The organism is Streptomyces sp. NPDC006739 (assembly GCF_042869815.1).
Taxonomy (GTDB): domain Bacteria; phylum Actinomycetota; class Actinomycetes; order Streptomycetales; family Streptomycetaceae; genus Streptomyces.
The window spans coordinates 51,098-68,672 of sequence record NZ_JBIAGM010000007.1 but is presented as its reverse complement, the minus strand read 5'-3'; the positions used below and the strand labels follow the sequence as shown (position 1 = coordinate 68,672).

Genomic DNA, 17,575 nt, shown 5'->3' with positions numbered 1-17,575 from the left:
ACAATGAGGCGGGACTCTTCCCTCGAAACAGCCCCTGCGGGAAGAGGGAAGCATCGTGACGGACATCGTCGAACAAGAGAAGCCGACGGCAGCGGGCGGCCGGACCTACAACGGGTGGGCGAAGAACGACACCCTGGAGGACTACTCGCTGCGCTACGCGCCCAAGTCCTTCCGCCGCTGGACGCCCTACGTGGTCGCCACCACCGCGCTGGGCGGCATCGCCTACCTGGCCGACTTCGCCATCGGCGGATCGATCGCGATCTCCAACGGCTTCTCCAGCGCGATGGTCGCGATCCTCACGGCGGCGGTCGTCATCTTCCTCACCGGTATACCGATCTCGTACTACTCGGCGAAGTACTCCATCGACATGGACCTGCTGACCCGGGGAGCGGGCTTCGGCTATCTCGGCTCGACGCTCACCTCTGTCATCTACGCCAGCTTCACCTTCATCTTCTTCGCCCTCGAAGGCTCCATCATGGCCCAGGCCCTGGACCTGGGCCTGCACATCCCCCTCGCCGTCGGCTACCTCCTCTGCTCACTGATCATCCTGCCGCTGGTGATCTACGGGATGACCGCCCTGTCGAAGATGCAGGTGTGGACCCAGCCCGTCTGGCTGGTGCTGATGGTCGCGCCGTTCGTGTCCGTCGCGATCCAGGAGCCGCACAAGTTCTCGCAGTTCACGCATTTCGCGGGCAACTCACCGACCGGTTCGGGCATCAGCATGCTCGGGGTGGGCGCGGGCGCCGGTGTGGCGCTGTCGCTGATCGCGCAGATCGGTGAGCAGGTCGACTACCTGCGCTTCATGCCCGACAAGACCCCCGAGAACGCCCGGAAGTGGTGGGGCGCGGTGCTGAGCGCCGGCCCCGGCTGGGTGGTCCTCGGCGCGGCGAAGCAGATCGGCGGGGCGTTCCTCGCCTTCTACATCGCCGGCAGTGTGGGCCTGGCCAAGGCCAACGAGCCCATCCAGCAGTACGTGCACGGTTTCAAGACGTTCGCCGCGCCGGTCGCGCTGGGTCTGGCCACCTTCTTCGTGATCCTGTCCCAGATAAAGATCAACTCGACCAACGCGTACTCGGGTTCGCTGTCCTGGTCGAACTTCTTCTCCCGGCTGACGCACCGTCATCCCGGTCGCGTGGTCTACATCTTCCTCAACGTCGGTATCGCCCTGGCCCTGATGGAGGGCGGTGTCTTCGGCTTCCTCAACACGGTGCTCGGCTTCTACTCCAACGTGGCCATCGCCTGGATCGGCGCGGTCGTCGCCGACCTGGTCGTCAACAAGCCGCTGAAGCTCAGCCCGTCGTACATCGAGTTCAAGCGGGCGCACCTGTACCACTTCAACCCGGTCGGCTTCGGCTCGATGCTGATCGCGTCGGCGGTCTCGATCGCCGCGTACTTCGAGGCGTTCGGCGCCTACGGCAAGGCGTACTCCCCCTTCATCGCGCTGTTCCTGGCGATGGTGCTCTCGCCGTTGTTCGCGGTGCTCACCAAGGGCAGGTACTACATCGCCCGCGTCGACGACCTCACCGAACCGCTGCTCGGCGCGGACGGCCTGCCCTCGGCGGCCGTCCTGACCTGCTCGGTGTGCGCGACCGGGTTCGAGCGCCCCGACATGGCCAACTGCCCCTTCCACCAGGGCGCGGTGTGCTCGCTGTGCTGCAGCCTGGAGAAGGACTGCCACGACTCGTGCAAGAGCGCTGCGGCCGCCGGTCCGGTCGACGTCCCCATGCCCACCGTGCGCACGGCCGGCTGACCCCCGGCCCCCGCCCTCTCCTCGCGCCACCCGGCCCGCGTCCTGTGACGCGGGCCGGTCTCATTGAGCCGATGCCGGGCCGTACCCTACTCAGCAGCCCCGTTAACTGCGATGATGTTTGTCGTATACGGCGTTCCGTAATAGTGAATGCGAGTAGGAATCATGGTGCAGTCCGTTCAGCGCGCGGCCCACATCCTGCGGGAGCTGGCGGCCTCGGGACGCCTCGGCGTCACCGACCTCGCCGAGCGGCTCGGCGTCTCCAAACCCGCCGTGTACGCGCTGCTGCGCAGCCTGGAGGCCGAGGGGCTGGTGCGCCAGGACAAGGACAACCGCAAGTACCTCCTGGGGTCGGCGCTGCTGCGCCTGGGCAACGCCTACCTGGAGACGCACGAGTTGCGTTCGCGTTCGGTGCCGTGGGCGGAGACCCTCGCGGAGCGCACCGGTGAGGCGGTGTGGGTCGCGGTGCTCGACGACGACCGGTACGCGCTCGTCGTGCACCACGCCTTCCGGCAGGGCAGCGGGGCGCAGATCCTGGAGCTGGGCGCGAGCATTCCGTGGAACACCAGCGCGCTCGGCAAGGCCCTCGTCGCGTTCCTGCCGAAGCTGCGTCAGAAGGAGCTGCTGGAGGGCGACCTGGCCCAGCTGACGGGCCAGAGTCTGGTGGATCCGGTCGGGCTGGCGGACCAGCTGGAGGAGACCCGGCAGCTCGGGTACGCGCTGGACGACCAGGAGAGCGCGCTGGGCGAGGCCGCCATCGCCTCGCCGGTGTTCGACCGGGCGGGCAGCCCGGCGGGCGCCATCGGCGTCGTCGGTCCCGTCGAGCGGCTGCTGACCGAACCGGCCCGGCAGCGGCACGCGGTGGCCGTACGGGAGGTGGCCACCCTGCTCTCCCGCGAGCTGGGGGCCGGCCGGGGTGTCGCCTGGCGCGTCTCCGACTGACGTCCCGGGCGCGGCACGTGAAAGCCCCGCGCCGGATCCCGGGGATCCGGCGCGGGGCTTCGCCTCGAAGGCCGAAAGGGCGTCAGCCCTGCGCGCCGAGCAGGCGCACGACGTCCACGACCCGGTGCGAGAAGCCGGACTCGTTGTCGTACCAGCCGAAGACCTTCACATGGCGGCCCTCGCCCGTGACCGTGGTCAGCTGGGAGTCGAAGACGCAGGACGCCGGGTCGCCGACGATGTCGGTGGAGACGAGCGGGGCGTCCGTGTACCGCAGGACTCCGGCCAGCGGCCCGGCCGCCGCCTCGGCGAAGAGCTGGTTGACCTCTTCGGCCGTGGTCGGCCGTCCCACGTACGCCGACAGGTCGGTCAGCGAGCCGACCGGTACCGGCACGCGCAGCGACAGGCCCGCGAGCCGGCCGTTCAGCTCGGGCAGGACCAGGCCGATGGCGGTGGCCGCGCCGGTCGACGTGGGCACGATGTTGAGCGCGGCGGAGCGGGCCCGGCGGGGGTCCCGGTGCGGGCCGTCCTGGAGGTTCTGGTCCTGGGTGTAGGCGTGCACTGTGGTCATCAACCCGTGCTCCACACCGAGCCCTTCGTGCAGCACCTTGACGAGGGGCGCCAGGCAGTTGGTGGTGCAGGAGGCGTTGGAGACGATGTGGTGCACCGCCGGGTCGTAGCTCGTGTGGTTGATGCCGTACGCGAGGGTGAGGTCCTCGTTCTTGGCGGGTGCCGAGATGAGGACCTTGCGGGCGCCGGCCTCGATGTGCGCGGCGGCCTTCTTGGCGTCGGTGAAGATACCGGTCGACTCCACGACCACGTCGACGCCCAGTTCGGCCCACGGGAGCCTGCCGGGGTCGCGCTCCGCGTAGACGGCGATCTTACGGCCGTCCACCACGAGGGAGTCGCCCTCGGCGGCCACCTCGGCGGCCAGGCGGCCCATGGTGCTGTCGTAGCTGAGCAGATGGGCGAGTGTGTCGGCGCCGGTGAGGTCGTTCACCGCCACGATCTCCAAGTCGGCTCCCTCGGCGAGCGCGGCCCGCAGGAAGCCGCGGCCGATGCGGCCGAACCCGTTGATGGCGACCTTGGTGCTCATGTGTCTTCCTTCTCTTGGCCGTGTGCCGGTGACGTGGTTACTTGCGTGCCGTGAGCAGGACGCCGGCTCCGCCGAGGACGAGGCCGACGATGGCCGAGGTGCTCAGCGTCTGGCCGATGACCACCCAGGCCAGCAGGGCGGTGACGGCCGGCGTGAGGAAGAAGAGCGTGCCCACGCGGGTCGCGTCCTGCTTCTTGAGCATGAAGTTGAGCAGCAGGAACGTACCCACCGAGTTGATCAGCACGATCCAGGCCAGCGAGCCGCCGAATCCGGTCCAGTTGGTGACCTTCGGGTTCTCCAGGGTGAGGGTCATCACCAGCATCACCGGCGCGCTGGCGAGGAAGTGCACCGCGGTGCTGCTGCGCACGTCCGCGCCCTTGGTGAAGCGCTTCTGGTAGACCGTACCCACACTCAGCCCGAGCAGGCCCACGAAGGACAGCACGATGGCGGTGGTGGAGAAGTGCAGGGCGCCGGCCACCGCGAGCGCCACACCGGCGCCGCCGACGGCGAAGCCGAGCCACTGCTGCCGGCTGATCTTCTCGCCCGCGAAGAATCCCGCCAGCAGGGCGATGAGTACGGGGTTGAATCCCTGGATCAGGGCGACGACACCGCCGGGCAGGCCCGCCCCGATGGCCGTGTAGAAGGCGCCGAACTGCACCGCCTGCATCAGCAGACCGGTGACGATCACATGTGCCAGCAGCCGCCCCTTGGGCCACGGCGCCTTGGTCACCAGCGCGACGCCGGTGAGCAGGACGCCCGCGAGCGCGAAGCGGGAGAAGGTGAGCAGGAGCGGCGGTGCGGCGTCGGTGCCGATCACCGCGGCGATGAACGCGCTGCTCCACAGGACCACGAAGACGGACGGGATCATCGCGGAGGCCCACGCCGGGGTCTCGGCTCGCTCCGCCGGAGTCGACGGCACTAAGGCCTCCCGCTCGGCGAGTTTCAGGTCGTCGCGTTCCATCACAGGGACCCCTCACTCAGAAGTAACCAGTCAATCAGGTTATGTAGATACCCTACAGAGCTCCCGGGCAACCGGTCAATGCGGTTACCCTTGGCGTATGGACTTCGCATTCGTCAGCGGCAGCGCGGCCCTTGACTTCGTCGGTACGGTGCAAGGCCGGCGCGACGGGGCACTGGACCTGCTCACCACTCCCACCGACCTCTCCGACTGGGCCGTCGCCTCGGGCATGCTCGACGCGCCGACCCCCGCCACCCGGGCGGACCTCAGGACCGCCGTCCACCTGCGCGAGGCGGCCTACCGGCTGGTGCTCGCCTCGGCCGCCGGATCGCTCTTCGACCCCGAGGACTGCGCCCTCGTCAACCGCGCCGCGGCCCGCACCCCGGTCCGCCCCGAGCTGCGGCCGGACGGCACGGTCGCCCGGCACGGCACCATCGCCTCCGTGCTCTCGGCGCTGGCCCGCGACACCGTCGTGCTGCTCACCGAACCGCCCGGCCAGGTCAAGGAGTGCGCGGCCGCGCACTGCACCCGCCTGTACGTCGACCGGTCCCATCGCGGCTCGCGACGCTGGTGCGACATGGCGCGCTGCGGCAACCGCGCCAAGGCGGCGGGCTACCGCTCCCGGCACGCCTGACCGGTCACTCCACCTGGACCGGCCGCTCCCAGACCACCAGACCGACGCACCCCTTGGGACTGCGCGGCGCGTGCACGCTGTCCGGCGGCATGACGAGCAGACTGCCGGCCGGATAGGTGCCGTCGTCCGTCTCCAGCTCACCGCTGAGCACGAGGATCAGCTCGTAGCCGGGGTGCCGGTGGGCGGGGGCCTGGGCGCCCGGCAGATAGCGCATGACCGCCGCCGCCGGGCCGTCCTCACCGGTCTCCCGCACGGTGTAGAGCGGGTGCATCTCGGCGTCGGAGCGCCCGTCGGACCGGACCGGCCGGAAGACCAGTTCCCGCTCGGTGAAGGACGCGCCGGGTATCCCGGTGAACAGGGTGGGCAGCAGTTCGGCCACGGCGGCCGCGGCCTGGGGGGTCGTGGTCATGGTGTTCCCTTCGGTTCGGTGTCGTAGGGGGTGGGCGGAGGCGGCGGTCCGGTTCAGTCGCCGACCCGGCCGGCCACGCCGTCCACCCAGCGGTCCGCGAAGCCGTCCGCGGTGGCCCGGTCCCGGAAGGCGTAGGTCTTCAGCAGCCAGCGCGAGCGGGACCGTTCGGGGTCGTTGACCTCGATCAGCTCCCGGCTGTGCAGGCCGTTCTGGTTGGCGAAGACCAGCAGGTCGCCCTCGAGGATGCGATGGCGCTTCTTCTCCGCCCGGGTGAGCGCGTTCTTCAGTTCGATCAGCGCGTCCTTGGCCGCGCCCGGGGCGTCCGGGGCGACGGTGGTGTGCGTGTCCAGGTAGCGGATGCCGTAGTCCCCCTGGAAGACGGCGTGCTTCTCCGAGAGGCCCAGGTCGCGGTTGTTGTCCCGGGAGACCACGTCGAAGGGGGTGACGAAGTGCCGCTCGCCCAGGAGGCGCAGGGTGTCCGCGGGCAGCGCGGCGCGCAGGGTGCGGGCCTCCACCAGACTGGTGCAGGTGTACTCCTGCACCGGGCAGCGCATGCCCAGCAGACTGATGTAGTCGGCGCGCACGGGATGGGCGGTGCGGTCGTTGTGGTACACCAGCTCGCCGTCGCTGTAACCGGTCTGCTGCCCGTGGTACCTGCTGATGGAGTAGACGTCGGTGAAGAAGTCCCCGCGGAACCGGGTCGCGTAGGACATCAGCGGGGTCCGGGTCAGCTGGGCCATGAGTTCCAGGAACCCCTCGCCGACGAAGGTCCGCTTGCGGGCGTACTTGTCCGCCTGCGGGTCGTCGTGCCCCAGCTCGGGCAGGTCCTTGTCCACCGGGCAGTTGCGCAGGACGTGGGTGTCCGAGACGCCCCGCTCGCGCTCCTCCCGGATCCGCTCCGCCGCCTCGGCCAGCGAGGCGGGCACCCGGCCGTCGGCGGCCCGTCGTACGGCCGTGGAGAACGCCCGGTAGTCGGCGTACGGGCTGGTGTCGACGGCTTCGAGCGCGCCGTACAGCTCGTCCCTCTCCCGGTCGCCGATCACGTGAAACGGCTGCATCGCCCTACGCCTTCCCTTCGATGTCGTCGGCCGTGCCGGCCGTGCCGTCCTCGGTCCGTCCCAACGCCTCGTCCACCGTGGTGACTTCGGCGGTGCGGCGGATCAGGGTCAGCGCCGCCTCGTGCAGTTCGGGGCCGGAGGTGGCGGTGGCGTCCTCCAGCACCTCCACGCGGAAGTCCCGGTCGTGTGCCTCGCGGGCGGTGGAGAGGATGACGAGGTCCGTGGTCACCCCCGTCAGCAGCAGCGTGTCGACGCCGTAGGAGCGCAGGATCAGCTCCAGGTGCGTGCCGAGGAACGGGTTGACCCGGCGTTTGGCGACGACCGGCTCATCGGCGGCCGGCTTGACGGCCTCGTGCACCTCGGTCCCCCAGGTCCCCAGGATCAGCCGGTCGCCGTCGGCCGCCTCGGTGAACAGGGGTGACGTCGGGGGCCAGTCGGCCAGCCCCGGCGAGAAGCCGACCACCACGTACACCACCGGCACACCGGTCCGGCGGGCGCGCTCGACGGCGCGCCGGGCGTGCTCCAGCACCCCCCTGCTCTCGATCTGGCCGAGGCAGACGTCGGTGTACCTGCCCTCGGGGTGGGCGACCTCGTTGATCAGGTCGAGGACCAGCAGGGCGGGCCGGCGGGTCATGCCGCGCTCCTCGTCCGGGGCAGCAGCGGCCGGCGGGCCCGCTCGTGCGCGCTGATCTCCGCTTCGTGGGCGAGGGTGTCGGCGATGACGTCGGCGCCGCGCAGCAGCCGCTGCCGGGCGCCCGGGTGCACGCGGAACTCCTCGGTCCGGTCGGCGTACCGCACCTGCTGCCGCTCCAGGTCCACGGTCACGGGTGTGGTCGGGTCGGCCTCGGTCAGCTCCCACAGCCGTTCCACGGCCTCGGCCGGCAGTTGGACCGGCAGCAGGCCGCGCATGAGGGCGTTCTCGCGGAAGATGTCCCCGAAGCGCGGGGCGAGCACGGCGCGGAATCCGGATTTCTGCAGTGCCCAGACGGCGGACTCCCGGGAGGAGCCGGTGCCGAACTCGTTGCCCGCGACGAGCACGGTCGCGCCCTGGTACTGGGGCAGGTTGGCCGCGAACGAGGGATCGTCGCGCCAGTCCGCGAACAGCCCGTTGCCGTGTCCGGTGAGGCTGAAGTAGGGGACGTAGCGGGCGGGGATGATCTGGTCGGTGTCGACGTCGCTGCGCCGCAGCGGCAGGGCCGTACCGGTGTGCACGGTGAACTGGATCATGGTCTTCGCGGGTCTCCCGGAGAGGTCGTGGTCGGCGGTCTGCGGTCGTGGGGCCGCGGGGGCGCGGGTCGCTACAGGTCTGCGGGGGCGGTGATCCGGCCGGTGACGGCGCTGGCCGCCGCCACCGCCGGGGAGGCGATGTGGGTGCGTGAGCGCTTGCCCTGCCGGCCCTCGAAGTTGCGGTTGCTGGTGGACACGGCGCGCTGTCCGGGCCGCAGCCGGTCCTCGTTGAGGCCGCAGCACATCGAGCAGCCCGCGATGGGCCGGAAGTCCGCGCCGGCGCCGGTGAAGACCCGGTCGAGTCCCTCGGCCACGGCCTGGCGGTGCACGGCGGCGGAACCGGGCACGACGAGCATGCGCACCCCGTCGGCGACCCGGTGGCCGCGCAGCACCTCGGCCGCCGCGCGCAGGTCCTCGATACGGCCGTTGGTGCAGGAGCCGACGAAGACGGTGTCGATCCCGATGTCCTGGATCCGGCTGCCCGGGCGCAGGTCCATGTAGGTCAGCGCGCGTTCGGCGGCGGCGCGTTCGGCGGGGGCGGCGAAGTCGTCCGGGTCCGGCACCCTGGCGTCGACGGGCGCGCTCTGCGCCGGGTTGGTCCCCCAGGAGACGTACGGCCGCACCATCGAGGCGTCGAGGGTCACCTCCTTGTCGAACCTCGCGTCCGGGTCGGTGCGCAGGGACTGCCAGTACGCCCTCTCCGCGTCGAAGTCGGCACCCTCGGGCATGCCGGGGCGGGTGCGCAGATAGGCGTAGGTGGTGTCGTCGGGGCCGACGAGGCCGGCCTTGGAGCCCGCCTCCACCGACATGTTGCACAGCGTCATCCGGCCTTCCATGGACAGCGCCTCGACCGCCGGGCCCCGGTACTCGATGACGTGGCCCTGGCCGCCGCCGGTGCCGATGCGCGCGATCAGCGCCATCACCAGGTCCTTGGGGGTGGCGTCGGCCGGCAGGGCGCCCGTGACGGTGACCGCCATGTCCTTGGGTCGGCGCGTCCACAGGGTCTGGGTCGCCAGGACGTGTTCGACCTGGCTGGTGCCGATGCCGAACGCGAGGGCCCCGAACGCGCCCAGGGTGGTGGTGTGCGAGTCGCAGCACACCACCGTCATCCCGGGCCGGACCAGACCCTGTTCCGGCCCGATGACGTGCACGATGCCGTGTCCGTCGTCCCCGCGCCGCCGCACCGGGATACCGAAGGCGGCACAGTTCTCCCGCAGTTGGGCGGCCTGGCGGCGGCCCGCCGGGTCGCCGAACCCGTCGCCCAGGGAGGTGGTGGGCACGTTGTGGTCCTCGGTGCCCAGGGTCAGGTCGGGACGGCGCACGGCACGCCCCTCGGCCCGCAGGCCGTCGAATGCCCGGGGGGTGTTCACCTCGTGGAGCAGGTGCAGGTCGACATAGAGCAGGTCGTCGCCCCCGGCTCCGCCCCGGTGGACCGAGTGACCGGCCCACACCTTCTGCGCAAGCGTTGATCCCATGTCCGGAAGGCTCCTGCACACGGTCCGCCCGCCGCATCGGCCGATGGTGGAGGCCTCCTCTCCCGGTGCACGGCGCTCCTCCATCGGGGCAACCGGGACGTGTCCGGGCCCGGAGTCCTCCCTCGGCGGAAGACGGGCCGGCCGAGGCGGCCCAGGATGGGCGCGCGTTTCGCCTCTGTCCGGCCCTGCCACCAGCACCTGCGGAGTGGACCTTGAACCGACATCCCGTCAGCCGGCGCCCCCGATGCGCCGGGACACCGCCCGCCACCGTGCGCCCCGCCCCGGCGGGCGCCCCGCCGGCACCACCGGTGCCGCTCCTGCGCGGCTCCACCCAGGTGGACGCGGACGATCCGCGCCCGATCGTGCGGGCGACCGCCGAACCGCTCCAGCGGCGTCCGCACGGCGCCGCCGCACTCCGTCCCGGCCCGGCGGCCGGCACCGCCGTCGGCACCACCCGCCCCGAAGGAGCCTGACCTTGTCCTCGACGTACCCTCCCCCGCCCCCTGTGGACGAGACCGACGCAGCACTGCCGGGGGAACTCGAGGCGTGGCCGCACACGACCGCGCACCAGCAGCCCCGGTGGAGCGACCCGCTGCGGGCGGCGACCGTCCGGGCCGAACTGGCCCGGATGCCCGGCCTGGTGACCTGGCAGGAGGTGGAGGTGCTGCGGATGCTGCTGGCCCGGGCCGCCACCGGGGAGTACCAGGTGATCCAGGCCGGCGACTGCGCCGAGGACCCCGCCGAGTGCACGTCGTCGGCGGTGGCCCGCAAGGCCGGGCTCCTCGACGCGCTGGCCGGGATCATGACGGTGAACACCGGCAAGCCGGTCATCCGGATCGGCCGGCTGGCCGGACAGTTCGCCAAGCCGCGCAGTTCCCCGACCGAACGGGTCGACGGCGTCGAGCTCCCCGTGTACCGGGGGCATCTGGTGAACGGCCCGGAACCGGATCCGCGGGCCCGGCAGCCGCGTGCCGAGCGGATGCTGGACTGCTACCGGGCGGCGCGTCGCACCACCGCGTTCCTGCGCGGGCGCACGAGCGGCTGGGACGCGCCGACCGGGGCGTCGGTGTGGACCAGCCACGAGGCCCTGGTGCTCGACTACGAGCTGCCCTTCGTGCGGCGCACGCCCGCCGGGCAGATGGTCCTGACCTCCACGCATCTGCCGTGGATCGGTGAGCGCACCCGTCAGCCGGACGCGGCGCACGCCCGGATCCTCGCCCAGGTCGCCAACCCGCTGGCCTGCAAGGTGGGGCCGGACACCGGGCCCGACGACCTGCTGCGCCTGTGCGAGCTGCTGGACCCGGACCGCGAGCCCGGCCGGCTCACCCTGATCTCCCGGATGGGTACGGCCCGGGTGGCGTCGGCGCTGCCCGGCCTGGTCGGGGCGGTGCGCGCGGCCGGGCACCCGGCGGCCTGGCTGTGCGACCCGATGCACGGCAACACGCTCATGGCCGGCTCGGGCCACAAGACCCGGATCGTGTCGATGCTGATCGAGGAGGTGGTGGGTTTCCAGGAGGCCGTCCGGGGGGCCGGCGCGGTGGCCGCGGGGCTGCATCTGGAGACGACGCCGGACCCGGTGACCGAGTGCGCCTGGGGGGCCGAGGACGTGGACCGGGTGGCGGAACGCTACACCTCGCTGTGCGATCCACGGCTCAATCCGACGCAGGCGTTCACCGTCGCGGGCGCCTGGGGCGCGCCCAGTACGCCGGATCCAAAACAGAGTTAGTTATTGCTGAACTCGGTTCCGGAATATTAGTCTTTCGTAGGGTCCCCTTACCGGGTCCAGGTCGCAGACTCTGACGAAGGGCGTACACCATGTCTCTGGAGCGTGATCTCTTCGGTGTCTTACAGGCTCCCGATGACAGGGCACGTGTGCTGGTCGCCGACCACGACCCCATTTCGCGGCACGTCCTGACCCGAGTCCTCGCCGCCTCGGGCCAGTTGGACGTGGTCGGCAATGTGAACAACCACCAGCCGATCCGTCAGTGGCCCCTCGACCAGGTCGACGTGGTCGTCCTCGCGGTCGCGGCCCGCGAGGACGCCACCGGGCTGATCCGGCATCTGAAGGCGCGACAGGTGCGGGTGCTGGTGATCGGCACCGGCTGGACGCAGCGGCGTCTCGACGCGGCCTTCACGGCCGGTGCGACCGGCTGCCTGGTGAAGACGGTCCGGGTCTCCGGACTCGCCGCGGCGATCCGCGCGGTGATGTCCGGACACTCGGTGCTGTCGCCGGAGCTGCACTCGCTGTACGCCCGCCGGACGCCCGCCGCGCCCAGTCCGGCGCCGGCCGGCTCCGAGCACATGCTGCACTCGCTCACCTCGCGGGAGCGGGAGGTGCTGTGGAGCCTGGCGGCGGGCATGTCGACGGCCGAGACCGCGGTGCGGCTGAGAGTGTCGCCCGCCACCGTCAAGAGTCATGTCTCGCACGTGCTGACCAAGTTGGGCGCCCGCAACCGGCTGGAGGCGGTGCTGCTGTTCCAGCGGGCGTGGGGGGTGGACGGCGGGGAAGCCCTTCCCGGCCTGCCCCGGACCGCCTGAGGAACGCCGGACGCCGGCCGTTCCTCCGGGGATCCCCCGGGGGAAGGGCCGGCGTCCGGCGTGTCCCGTCAGTTCCCCCGCGCCCCCGCGTCCGCCGCCCACCCCCCGGCCAGCCGTGTCAGGCGCTCGGCGGCGGCCTCCAGCACCTCCCGGGACGCGGCGAACGACAGTCGTACGTACCCCTCGCCGCCCGGACCGAAAGCGGAGCCCGGGGCGACGGTGACGGCGGCCTCGTCCAGCAGCCGCTGGGCGAAGGCGGCCGACGTGAGACCCGTGCCCCGGACGTCGGCGAACGCGTAGAACGCGCCTTCGGGCAGGGCACAGGTGACGCCGGGCAGGGCGTTGAGCGCCGCGACCGTCATCTCCCGGCGGACCGCGTACTCCTTCAGCATGGCGGCGACGTCGTCGGCCGTCCGGGTCAGCGCCGCCACTCCCGCGCGTTGCACGAAGGAGGTGGCACAACTGACCGTGTGTTCCTGGACCTTGAGGGCCTGGGCGATCAGCGGCTCGGGGCCGGCCAGGTAACCGAGCCGCCAGCCCGTCATCGCGTACGCCTTGGAGAAGCCGTTGACGGTCAGCGTGCGCTCGGCCGCGCCGGGCAGGCTCGCCAGGCTCAGATGGGCGCCGCCGTCGTACACGATCTTCTCGTAGATCTCGTCCACCACGAGCGCGAGGTCGTGCTCGACCGCGAACGCCACGATCTCCTCGGCCTCCTCGCGGTCCAGCACGTGCCCGGTCGGGTTGGCCGGGGTGTTGACGAGCAGGACCCGGGTGCGGCCGGTGACCCGCTCCTCCAGCATCCGCCGGGACATCCGGAAGCCGTCGTCCGCCCGGAGTTCGGCGGCCACCGCGCGGGCGCCGATCAGCCCTGCCATCGCCGGGTAGCTGACCCAGGCGGGGGTGGGCACGATCACCTCGTCGCCCGGGTCGAGCAGCGTCATCAGCGCGGTGAACAGGGCCTGCTTGGCCGAGGGGGTGACGATGACGCCCCGCTCCGGGTCGACCGCGACCCCGTTCTCCGCGGCCAGCTTGCCGGCGACGGCCTCCAGGAGTTCGGGGACCCCGCGGCTCGGGGTGTAGTGGGTTTCGCCGTCACGCAGCGCGGTGACGGCCGCGGTGACGACGGGCGAGGGGGTGGCGAAGTCGGGTTCCCCGCCGCTGAGGTCCAGCACCTCGACACCCTCGCGCCGAAGCCGCTGGACCGTCTCCAGCAGGGCGACGGTCGCGGACCGCTCTACGCCCGCGAACCGCTGTGCCACGCGCACGCTCATCCTGCCTGCCTCTCTGGCGATCGTTCGCCGGTCGCTTCCCCGCCCGGACCGACCAGTTCGGGGGTGCGCGCCGGGGGTGTCCCGGCCCGTGTGACCGCGCGCAGGGCGTGCGCGGCGATGGCGTCGGCGTCGTGCACGAAGTCGCTCCACATCCCCGGCCTGCTGCTGCCGACCTGCATGAACCACCGGGTGTGCTCGGTGGGGATGCCGAGGACGTACAGGCCGTCGTCGGCGACGCCCGCGCCGTCGACGGGATGGAACGGGCTGCGTGTCACGGCGACCCCGCCCGTGTCGTAGACCTCGCCGCCGACGCCGTTGACGTAGCTCGCCCACACACCGCGCCCGCGCAGACGCGCGGTCAGCGGGCTGAGGTCACGGCGCAGGTCGGGCTCGGGGACCCGGGCGTCGATCAGCGTGGTGACCTCGACGGCGGAGCGGGGCACCTGGGGCGAGGAGACCAGGAAGCGGCCGGCCGCGGGATCGGTGTCGAACCGGGTGGCGGGTCCGACGACGCGCAGCAGTCCGCACTCGACGAGGGCGAGGACCTGCCGCAGTCGCACGCGCGGCGGTCCCGCCGCGAGGAACGACGCCCTCGGCACGTACCAGCCGAGGAAGTCCTCGCGTTGCGAGCGCGCGGTCAGTCCCGAGAAGTCGACCAGGTCGCGGATGACCCAGCGGGTGTCCCGCATGACGTCCAGCGCGGCCTTCAGGGGTGAGTCGACGTTCCCCTCGGCGGCGTGCGCCAGGTCCCGCTCGATCTCGGCGCGCAGCGCCCGTCCGAAGTCCGCCGGGCCGGTGAAGGCGCGGTGCGCGAACGGCCGGGCCAGCGCGTCGAGGTCGAGGGCCGACGGGGAGCGCAGGCCAAACCGTTCGGCGGCGGCCGTGACATCGGGCGTGCCGCGCTCGGCGGCGGCCACCACGTGCGCGTGGAACTGCCGGGCGACGTCGTCGCCGAGGTCGCGTCGCAGGGCCGTGCCGTGGTGGACCAGCTCGATCTCCGCCCGCAGCCAGGGGAAGACGTCGCCCTTGAAGTCGAGCGGCCCGCGCGGGGCGTGCGCGCGCACCCGGTCGGGGGTGAACAGCGCGGGACGGTAGGAGTAGCGGGGAGGCTTCTGGTTGCGGCCCCGGGCGGGCAGTGGCATCCCGCTGCGGGAGCCGGCCACGATCACGGGTTCGGCGCCGCTGGGGTGGTAGGCGAGGGTGCCGTCCGCACGCTCGGCGAAGCGGCCTCCCCGGCCCAGGGTGAGGGCGGCCATCACGTCGTAGAACGACAGACCGAGGCCGATGACGCCCGTGTGCGAGGCGGGCGCGATGTCGTCCAGGGGCATGTCGGCGGCGGACTGGCCCTGGATGTACGTCAGTCGGGGGCGGGCTCGGGCGAAGCCGGCCAGTTCCCGTTCGCGGCCGGCGGGCGCGTTGCGGGAGTGGCCCGTGGTGAGCACGACCCGGTCGACGTCGAGCCGCTCACCCCCGGCCAGGGCGATCCGGTAGCGGTCCGCGACGCGTACGACGTCATCGACGCGCGCCGTGACACAGCGCAGCCGTACGCCGGGCGGCAGTGCGGCCCGCACGGTGGCGAGCACGGAGCGCAGGTAGCGGCCGTACTGCCGGCGCGGCGCGTAGGCGTCGGGGCCGGGGTAGTCGCCGACGGACTGCCACCACTGCCCGAACGAGGGGCCGGCCCCGGCGCGGGCCGGGCCGCCGTCGGGCTCCCCGGAATAGGCGGAGCACTGGCCGGCCACGGTGTTCATCAGGAACCAGTCGGGCTGGTCGGTCCGGTAGACCTGGCCGGCGCCGGGTTCCACCGCGTCGATCAGGAGGAGCCCGACGTCGAGGGGCCCGGGGTGTTCGGCGAGGCGGGCGACGAGCCGTTCGAGCACCATCATGCCCCTGGGGCCGCCGCCGATCACGGCGATGCGTGTCCCGCTCATGCGGCCGTCCTCTCCCCGTCGACCGCGCGGTCGACGATGTACGGATAACTGCCGAGCAGGTGCAGCGAGTCGACGCCGTGGCGCATGGCGGCGACCGCCGCGGCCAGCGCGGGGTGTTCGATGTGCTGGTCGACCTCGACCAGGAAGTGGTGGCGCCCGTGCGCCGTCTGCCGGGGCCAGGACTGGATCCAGGTGATGGCCACCTGCCGCGCGCTCAGCTCACCGAGGACCCCGGTGAGCACACCGGGGGCGGAGCGGTCGGAGGTGACCAGCAGTGCGGTGCGGTCGCTGCCGGTGGGCCGTCCTTCGTGGTCCTCGGAGCCGGTGCGGCGCAGGGACACGAAACGGGTCATGGCGTCACGCCGGGTGCCGATGTCCGAGGCCAGCACGGTCAGTCCGTAGCGTGCGGCGGTCTCGGGGGCGGCGATCGCCGCGTCGACGTCCCTTCCCGTCGTCCCTCCCCTCACCCATCCCGTCGTCCCTCCCGTCGGCTGCCCCGGTTCCGGTCGTGCGACGGCCCGGGCGGCCGCCGCGGTGGAGGCGGCCGGGACCAGCTCCGCCCGCGGCAGATGCCGCTGCACCCACGGCCGGCACTGGCCGTGCGCGTGCGGGTGGCTGATCACCCGGCGTACGTCGGACAGGGCCGCGCCGGGGGGAGCCATGAGGGCGAAGGTGACGCCGATCGCCACCTGGGCGTCGATCTCGATGTGCCCTGCGTGCGCGACGAGTTCGCCGAGGGTGACGGGCACCATGCCGCTGACGGAGTTCTCCAGGGGGACCACCGCCCGGTCGGACCGGCCGGACACGAGCGCCTCGACCGCGGCGGGGACGCTCGGGAACGGCACGGCCTGCCGGGCCAGGGCCCCCGCGAGCCGCCGCACGGCGGACTCGGTGAAGGTGCCCTCGGGGCCGAGATACGAGTACTTCATCGGCCCGCGGTCACCATCGCCCGCTCGCCGAGTTCCCGCGCGAGCCGGTCCCGTACGACGGAGAGGTCCTCGCAGTCGCCCTGGTCGCGCTCGGCGATGTGCACGCGGTACAGCTCGTCCAGTTCCGTGTCGTCGACCTTCGCGTCGAGTTGCTCCAGCAGATGGCGCAGCACCGTGCGCCCGGAGTGGCGGCCGATGAGCAGCGAGCGCTCACGGCCGAACCGCGCCGGTTCGACGTACTCGTAGGTGCTCGGGTCGCTGAGCATGCCCTGCTGGTGGATGCCGGCGGCGGTGCCGAAGACGTACTTGCCGAAGACGGGTTTGTTCCGGGGCTCCTCCAGGCGGATGACCCGGCGCAGCCGGTTGTAGGCCGCGTACATGGCGTCCAGGCGGATGTCGCAGGTCAGGCCGAGCACATCGGTCTTGTACGCGAGGACCGCGGCGATCTCCTCCAGGGAGGTGTTGCCGGCGCGCTCGCCGATGCCGCCGAGGGCGACCTGGACCTCGTCGGCGCCGGCCGCGAGTCCGGCCAGGGTGTTGGCGGTGGCCAGGCCGAAGTCGTTGTGGCAGTGGGTGGAGACCTTGATGGGCGGCGGCGCCCACCTGCGGATCTTGCCGATGAGCGTGCCGAACTCCGCGGGCGTGTGGCACCCGGTCGTGTCGGCCAGGATGATGCAGGTGGCACCCGCGTCCACGGCGGCCTCGGTCAGCGCGCGCAGCAGGGCGTCCTCGCCCCGGCTGGCGTCCTCGATGCCGACGGCGATGTCCTCGACGCCCAGCGACACGGCGAACTTGACCGTGTCCACGACCTCCTGCACCGCCGCGTGCCGGGTGATGCCCCGCTTGTGGGTCAGATGGATCTGGCTGCCGGTGGCCACCATCTGCACCTGGTGGTTGTGGGTTCCGCCGGCTTCCACGGCCAGCTCGACGTCCCGGGGATGGGTCCGGGAGAAGGTGGCGAACCGGGTTCCGGACAGATGGGTGGCGATCAGCCGGGTCGCCTCGAAGTCGCTCGGGGAGGAGGCGGGAAAGCCCGCCTCCACGCAGTCCACGCCCAACCCGGCGATCAGCTGGGCCAGTTCCAGCTTCTGGTCGGGATTCATCGCGTTGCCCGGCGCCTGTTCGCCGTCGCGCAACGTGGTGTCGAAGAAGGTCACACGACGAGGTGTCACGTGCTCGTTCACATCTCCCCCAAGCAGCTGGAAATCGTCCGGACACGTCATCCGGACAGCCACCGATCCTCGGGATCCGGCCGGGGCGGCGTCATCCGCCGATGGAGGAGCGCCGGGGCGGCCACCCCGCCCGAAGAACCACTCCCCCGCCTTTGGTGGAGCCGGCGTCCACCGACGGGCGAGCGCGTGCT

General features: G+C 72.1%; 17 protein-coding genes. 6 read left to right on the top strand and 11 right to left on the bottom strand.

Annotation, left to right across the window (positions count from 1 at the left end; translation table 11 throughout):
• Positions 1–55: 55 nt before the first annotated feature.
• Complete coding sequence (locus ACFYMM_RS16450; RefSeq protein WP_388386851.1) at positions 56–1,750, top strand: purine-cytosine permease family protein; 1,695 nt, start codon at positions 56–58, stop codon at positions 1,748–1,750.
• A gap of 162 nt (positions 1,751–1,912) precedes the next feature.
• Positions 1,913–2,689: an IclR family transcriptional regulator gene (locus ACFYMM_RS16445; protein WP_388386849.1), complete on the top strand. Its 777-nt coding sequence runs from the start codon at positions 1,913–1,915 to the stop codon at positions 2,687–2,689.
• Positions 2,690–2,771: 82 nt separating this feature from the next.
• On the opposite strand, the gene gap is transcribed toward ACFYMM_RS16445, so the two are convergent.
• Positions 2,772–3,782 (bottom strand): type I glyceraldehyde-3-phosphate dehydrogenase, encoded by a 1,011-nt coding sequence (gene gap / locus ACFYMM_RS16440; RefSeq protein ID WP_388386847.1) that lies wholly within the window; start codon positions 3,780–3,782, stop codon positions 2,772–2,774.
• Between the two features lie 37 nt (positions 3,783–3,819).
• A complete protein-coding gene (locus ACFYMM_RS16435; RefSeq protein WP_388386845.1) occupies positions 3,820–4,743 on the bottom strand; it encodes a DMT family transporter in 924 nt (307 codons plus the stop codon).
• Between the two features lie 97 nt (positions 4,744–4,840).
• Between ACFYMM_RS16435 and ACFYMM_RS16430 the strand changes: the two genes are divergently transcribed.
• Positions 4,841–5,374 carry a CGNR zinc finger domain-containing protein gene (locus ACFYMM_RS16430; protein ID WP_388386842.1) on the top strand — a complete coding sequence of 178 codons (534 nt, stop codon included), beginning with the start codon at positions 4,841–4,843 and terminating at the stop codon, positions 5,372–5,374.
• A gap of 4 nt (positions 5,375–5,378) precedes the next feature.
• On the opposite strand, the gene ACFYMM_RS16425 is transcribed toward ACFYMM_RS16430, so the two are convergent.
• The 5 genes from ACFYMM_RS16425 to leuC form a co-directional block, all read right to left on the bottom strand.
• A complete protein-coding gene (locus ACFYMM_RS16425) occupies positions 5,379–5,783 on the bottom strand; it encodes a cupin domain-containing protein (protein WP_388386840.1) in 405 nt (134 codons plus the stop codon).
• Positions 5,784–5,836: 53 nt separating this feature from the next.
• Positions 5,837–6,841 carry a TauD/TfdA family dioxygenase gene (locus tag ACFYMM_RS16420; protein WP_388386837.1) on the bottom strand — a complete coding sequence of 335 codons (1,005 nt, stop codon included), beginning with the start codon at positions 6,839–6,841 and terminating at the stop codon, positions 5,837–5,839.
• Positions 6,842–6,845: 4 nt separating this feature from the next.
• Complete coding sequence (locus ACFYMM_RS16415; RefSeq protein WP_388386835.1) at positions 6,846–7,475, bottom strand: cysteine hydrolase family protein; 630 nt, start codon at positions 7,473–7,475, stop codon at positions 6,846–6,848.
• On the bottom strand, positions 7,472–8,068 hold the full coding sequence (gene leuD / locus ACFYMM_RS16410) for a 3-isopropylmalate dehydratase small subunit (protein ID WP_388386833.1): 597 nt from the start codon (positions 8,066–8,068) through the stop codon (positions 7,472–7,474). Before leuD ends, ACFYMM_RS16415 begins: the two co-directional genes overlap by 4 nt.
• A 71-nt stretch (positions 8,069–8,139) precedes the next feature.
• Positions 8,140–9,543 (bottom strand): 3-isopropylmalate dehydratase large subunit, encoded by a 1,404-nt coding sequence (gene leuC / locus ACFYMM_RS16405; RefSeq protein ID WP_388386831.1) that lies wholly within the window; start codon positions 9,541–9,543, stop codon positions 8,140–8,142.
• A 212-nt stretch (positions 9,544–9,755) separates the two neighbouring features.
• Here leuC and ACFYMM_RS16400 point away from each other — a divergent pair, with 212 nt between their 5' ends.
• The 3 genes from ACFYMM_RS16400 (at position 9,756) to ACFYMM_RS16390 (ending at position 12,081) form a co-directional block, all read left to right on the top strand.
• Positions 9,756–10,016, top strand: coding sequence for a hypothetical protein (locus tag ACFYMM_RS16400; protein ID WP_388386829.1), 261 nt, complete (start codon positions 9,756–9,758; stop codon positions 10,014–10,016).
• A 2-nt stretch (positions 10,017–10,018) separates the two neighbouring features.
• The gene (locus ACFYMM_RS16395) at positions 10,019–11,269 is read left to right on the top strand and encodes a 3-deoxy-7-phosphoheptulonate synthase (protein ID WP_388386827.1); all 1,251 of its coding nucleotides are present in this window, start codon (positions 10,019–10,021) and stop codon (positions 11,267–11,269) included.
• An 89-nt stretch (positions 11,270–11,358) separates the two neighbouring features.
• Positions 11,359–12,081, top strand: a complete 723-nt coding sequence (locus tag ACFYMM_RS16390) for a LuxR C-terminal-related transcriptional regulator (RefSeq protein WP_388386825.1) — start codon at positions 11,359–11,361, stop codon at positions 12,079–12,081.
• Between the two features lie 68 nt (positions 12,082–12,149).
• Here the strand turns inward: ACFYMM_RS16390 and ACFYMM_RS16385 are convergent, their stop codons facing one another.
• The 4 genes from ACFYMM_RS16385 to ACFYMM_RS16370 are packed head-to-tail and all read right to left on the bottom strand — an operon-like array spanning position 12,150 to position 17,369.
• Positions 12,150–13,352, bottom strand: coding sequence for a pyridoxal phosphate-dependent aminotransferase (locus tag ACFYMM_RS16385; RefSeq protein ID WP_388386823.1), 1,203 nt, complete (start codon positions 13,350–13,352; stop codon positions 12,150–12,152).
• Entirely contained in the window at positions 13,349–15,283 is a 1,935-nt protein-coding gene (locus ACFYMM_RS16380) for an FAD/NAD(P)-binding protein (RefSeq protein ID WP_388386821.1), read from the bottom strand. The genes ACFYMM_RS16385 and ACFYMM_RS16380 overlap by 4 nt, the downstream gene beginning before the upstream one ends.
• A complete protein-coding gene (locus ACFYMM_RS16375) occupies positions 15,280–16,212 on the bottom strand; it encodes a prephenate dehydratase (protein ID WP_388386819.1) in 933 nt (310 codons plus the stop codon). Before ACFYMM_RS16375 ends, ACFYMM_RS16380 begins: the two co-directional genes overlap by 4 nt.
• On the bottom strand, positions 16,209–17,369 hold the full coding sequence (locus ACFYMM_RS16370) for a LeuA family protein (protein ID WP_388386816.1): 1,161 nt from the start codon (positions 17,367–17,369) through the stop codon (positions 16,209–16,211). The genes ACFYMM_RS16375 and ACFYMM_RS16370 overlap by 4 nt, the downstream gene beginning before the upstream one ends.
• Between the last annotated feature and the right edge of the window lie 206 nt (positions 17,370–17,575).

Excerpts from the sequence above, each read along its gene's own strand:
- leuD (WP_388386833.1), bottom strand. The coding sequence starts at position 8,068 with ATGATCCAGTTCACCGTGCACACCGGTACGGCCCTGCCGCTGCGGCGC.
- gap (WP_388386847.1), bottom strand. The coding sequence starts at position 3,782 with ATGAGCACCAAGGTCGCCATCAACGGGTTCGGCCGCATCGGCCGCGGC.
- ACFYMM_RS16415 (WP_388386835.1), bottom strand. The coding sequence starts at position 7,475 with ATGACCCGCCGGCCCGCCCTGCTGGTCCTCGACCTGATCAACGAGGTC.
- ACFYMM_RS16390 (WP_388386825.1), top strand. The coding sequence starts at position 11,359 with ATGTCTCTGGAGCGTGATCTCTTCGGTGTCTTACAGGCTCCCGATGAC.
- ACFYMM_RS16385 (WP_388386823.1), bottom strand. The coding sequence starts at position 13,352 with ATGAGCGTGCGCGTGGCACAGCGGTTCGCGGGCGTAGAGCGGTCCGCG.
- ACFYMM_RS16430 (WP_388386842.1), top strand. The coding sequence starts at position 4,841 with ATGGACTTCGCATTCGTCAGCGGCAGCGCGGCCCTTGACTTCGTCGGT.
- ACFYMM_RS16375 (WP_388386819.1), bottom strand. The coding sequence starts at position 16,212 with ATGAAGTACTCGTATCTCGGCCCCGAGGGCACCTTCACCGAGTCCGCC.
- leuC (WP_388386831.1), bottom strand. The coding sequence starts at position 9,543 with ATGGGATCAACGCTTGCGCAGAAGGTGTGGGCCGGTCACTCGGTCCAC.
- ACFYMM_RS16435 (WP_388386845.1), bottom strand. The coding sequence starts at position 4,743 with ATGGAACGCGACGACCTGAAACTCGCCGAGCGGGAGGCCTTAGTGCCG.
- ACFYMM_RS16425 (WP_388386840.1), bottom strand. The coding sequence starts at position 5,783 with ATGACCACGACCCCCCAGGCCGCGGCCGCCGTGGCCGAACTGCTGCCC.
- ACFYMM_RS16380 (WP_388386821.1), bottom strand. The coding sequence starts at position 15,283 with ATGAGCGGGACACGCATCGCCGTGATCGGCGGCGGCCCCAGGGGCATG.
- ACFYMM_RS16420 (WP_388386837.1), bottom strand. The coding sequence starts at position 6,841 with ATGCAGCCGTTTCACGTGATCGGCGACCGGGAGAGGGACGAGCTGTAC.
- ACFYMM_RS16445 (WP_388386849.1), top strand. The coding sequence starts at position 1,913 with ATGGTGCAGTCCGTTCAGCGCGCGGCCCACATCCTGCGGGAGCTGGCG.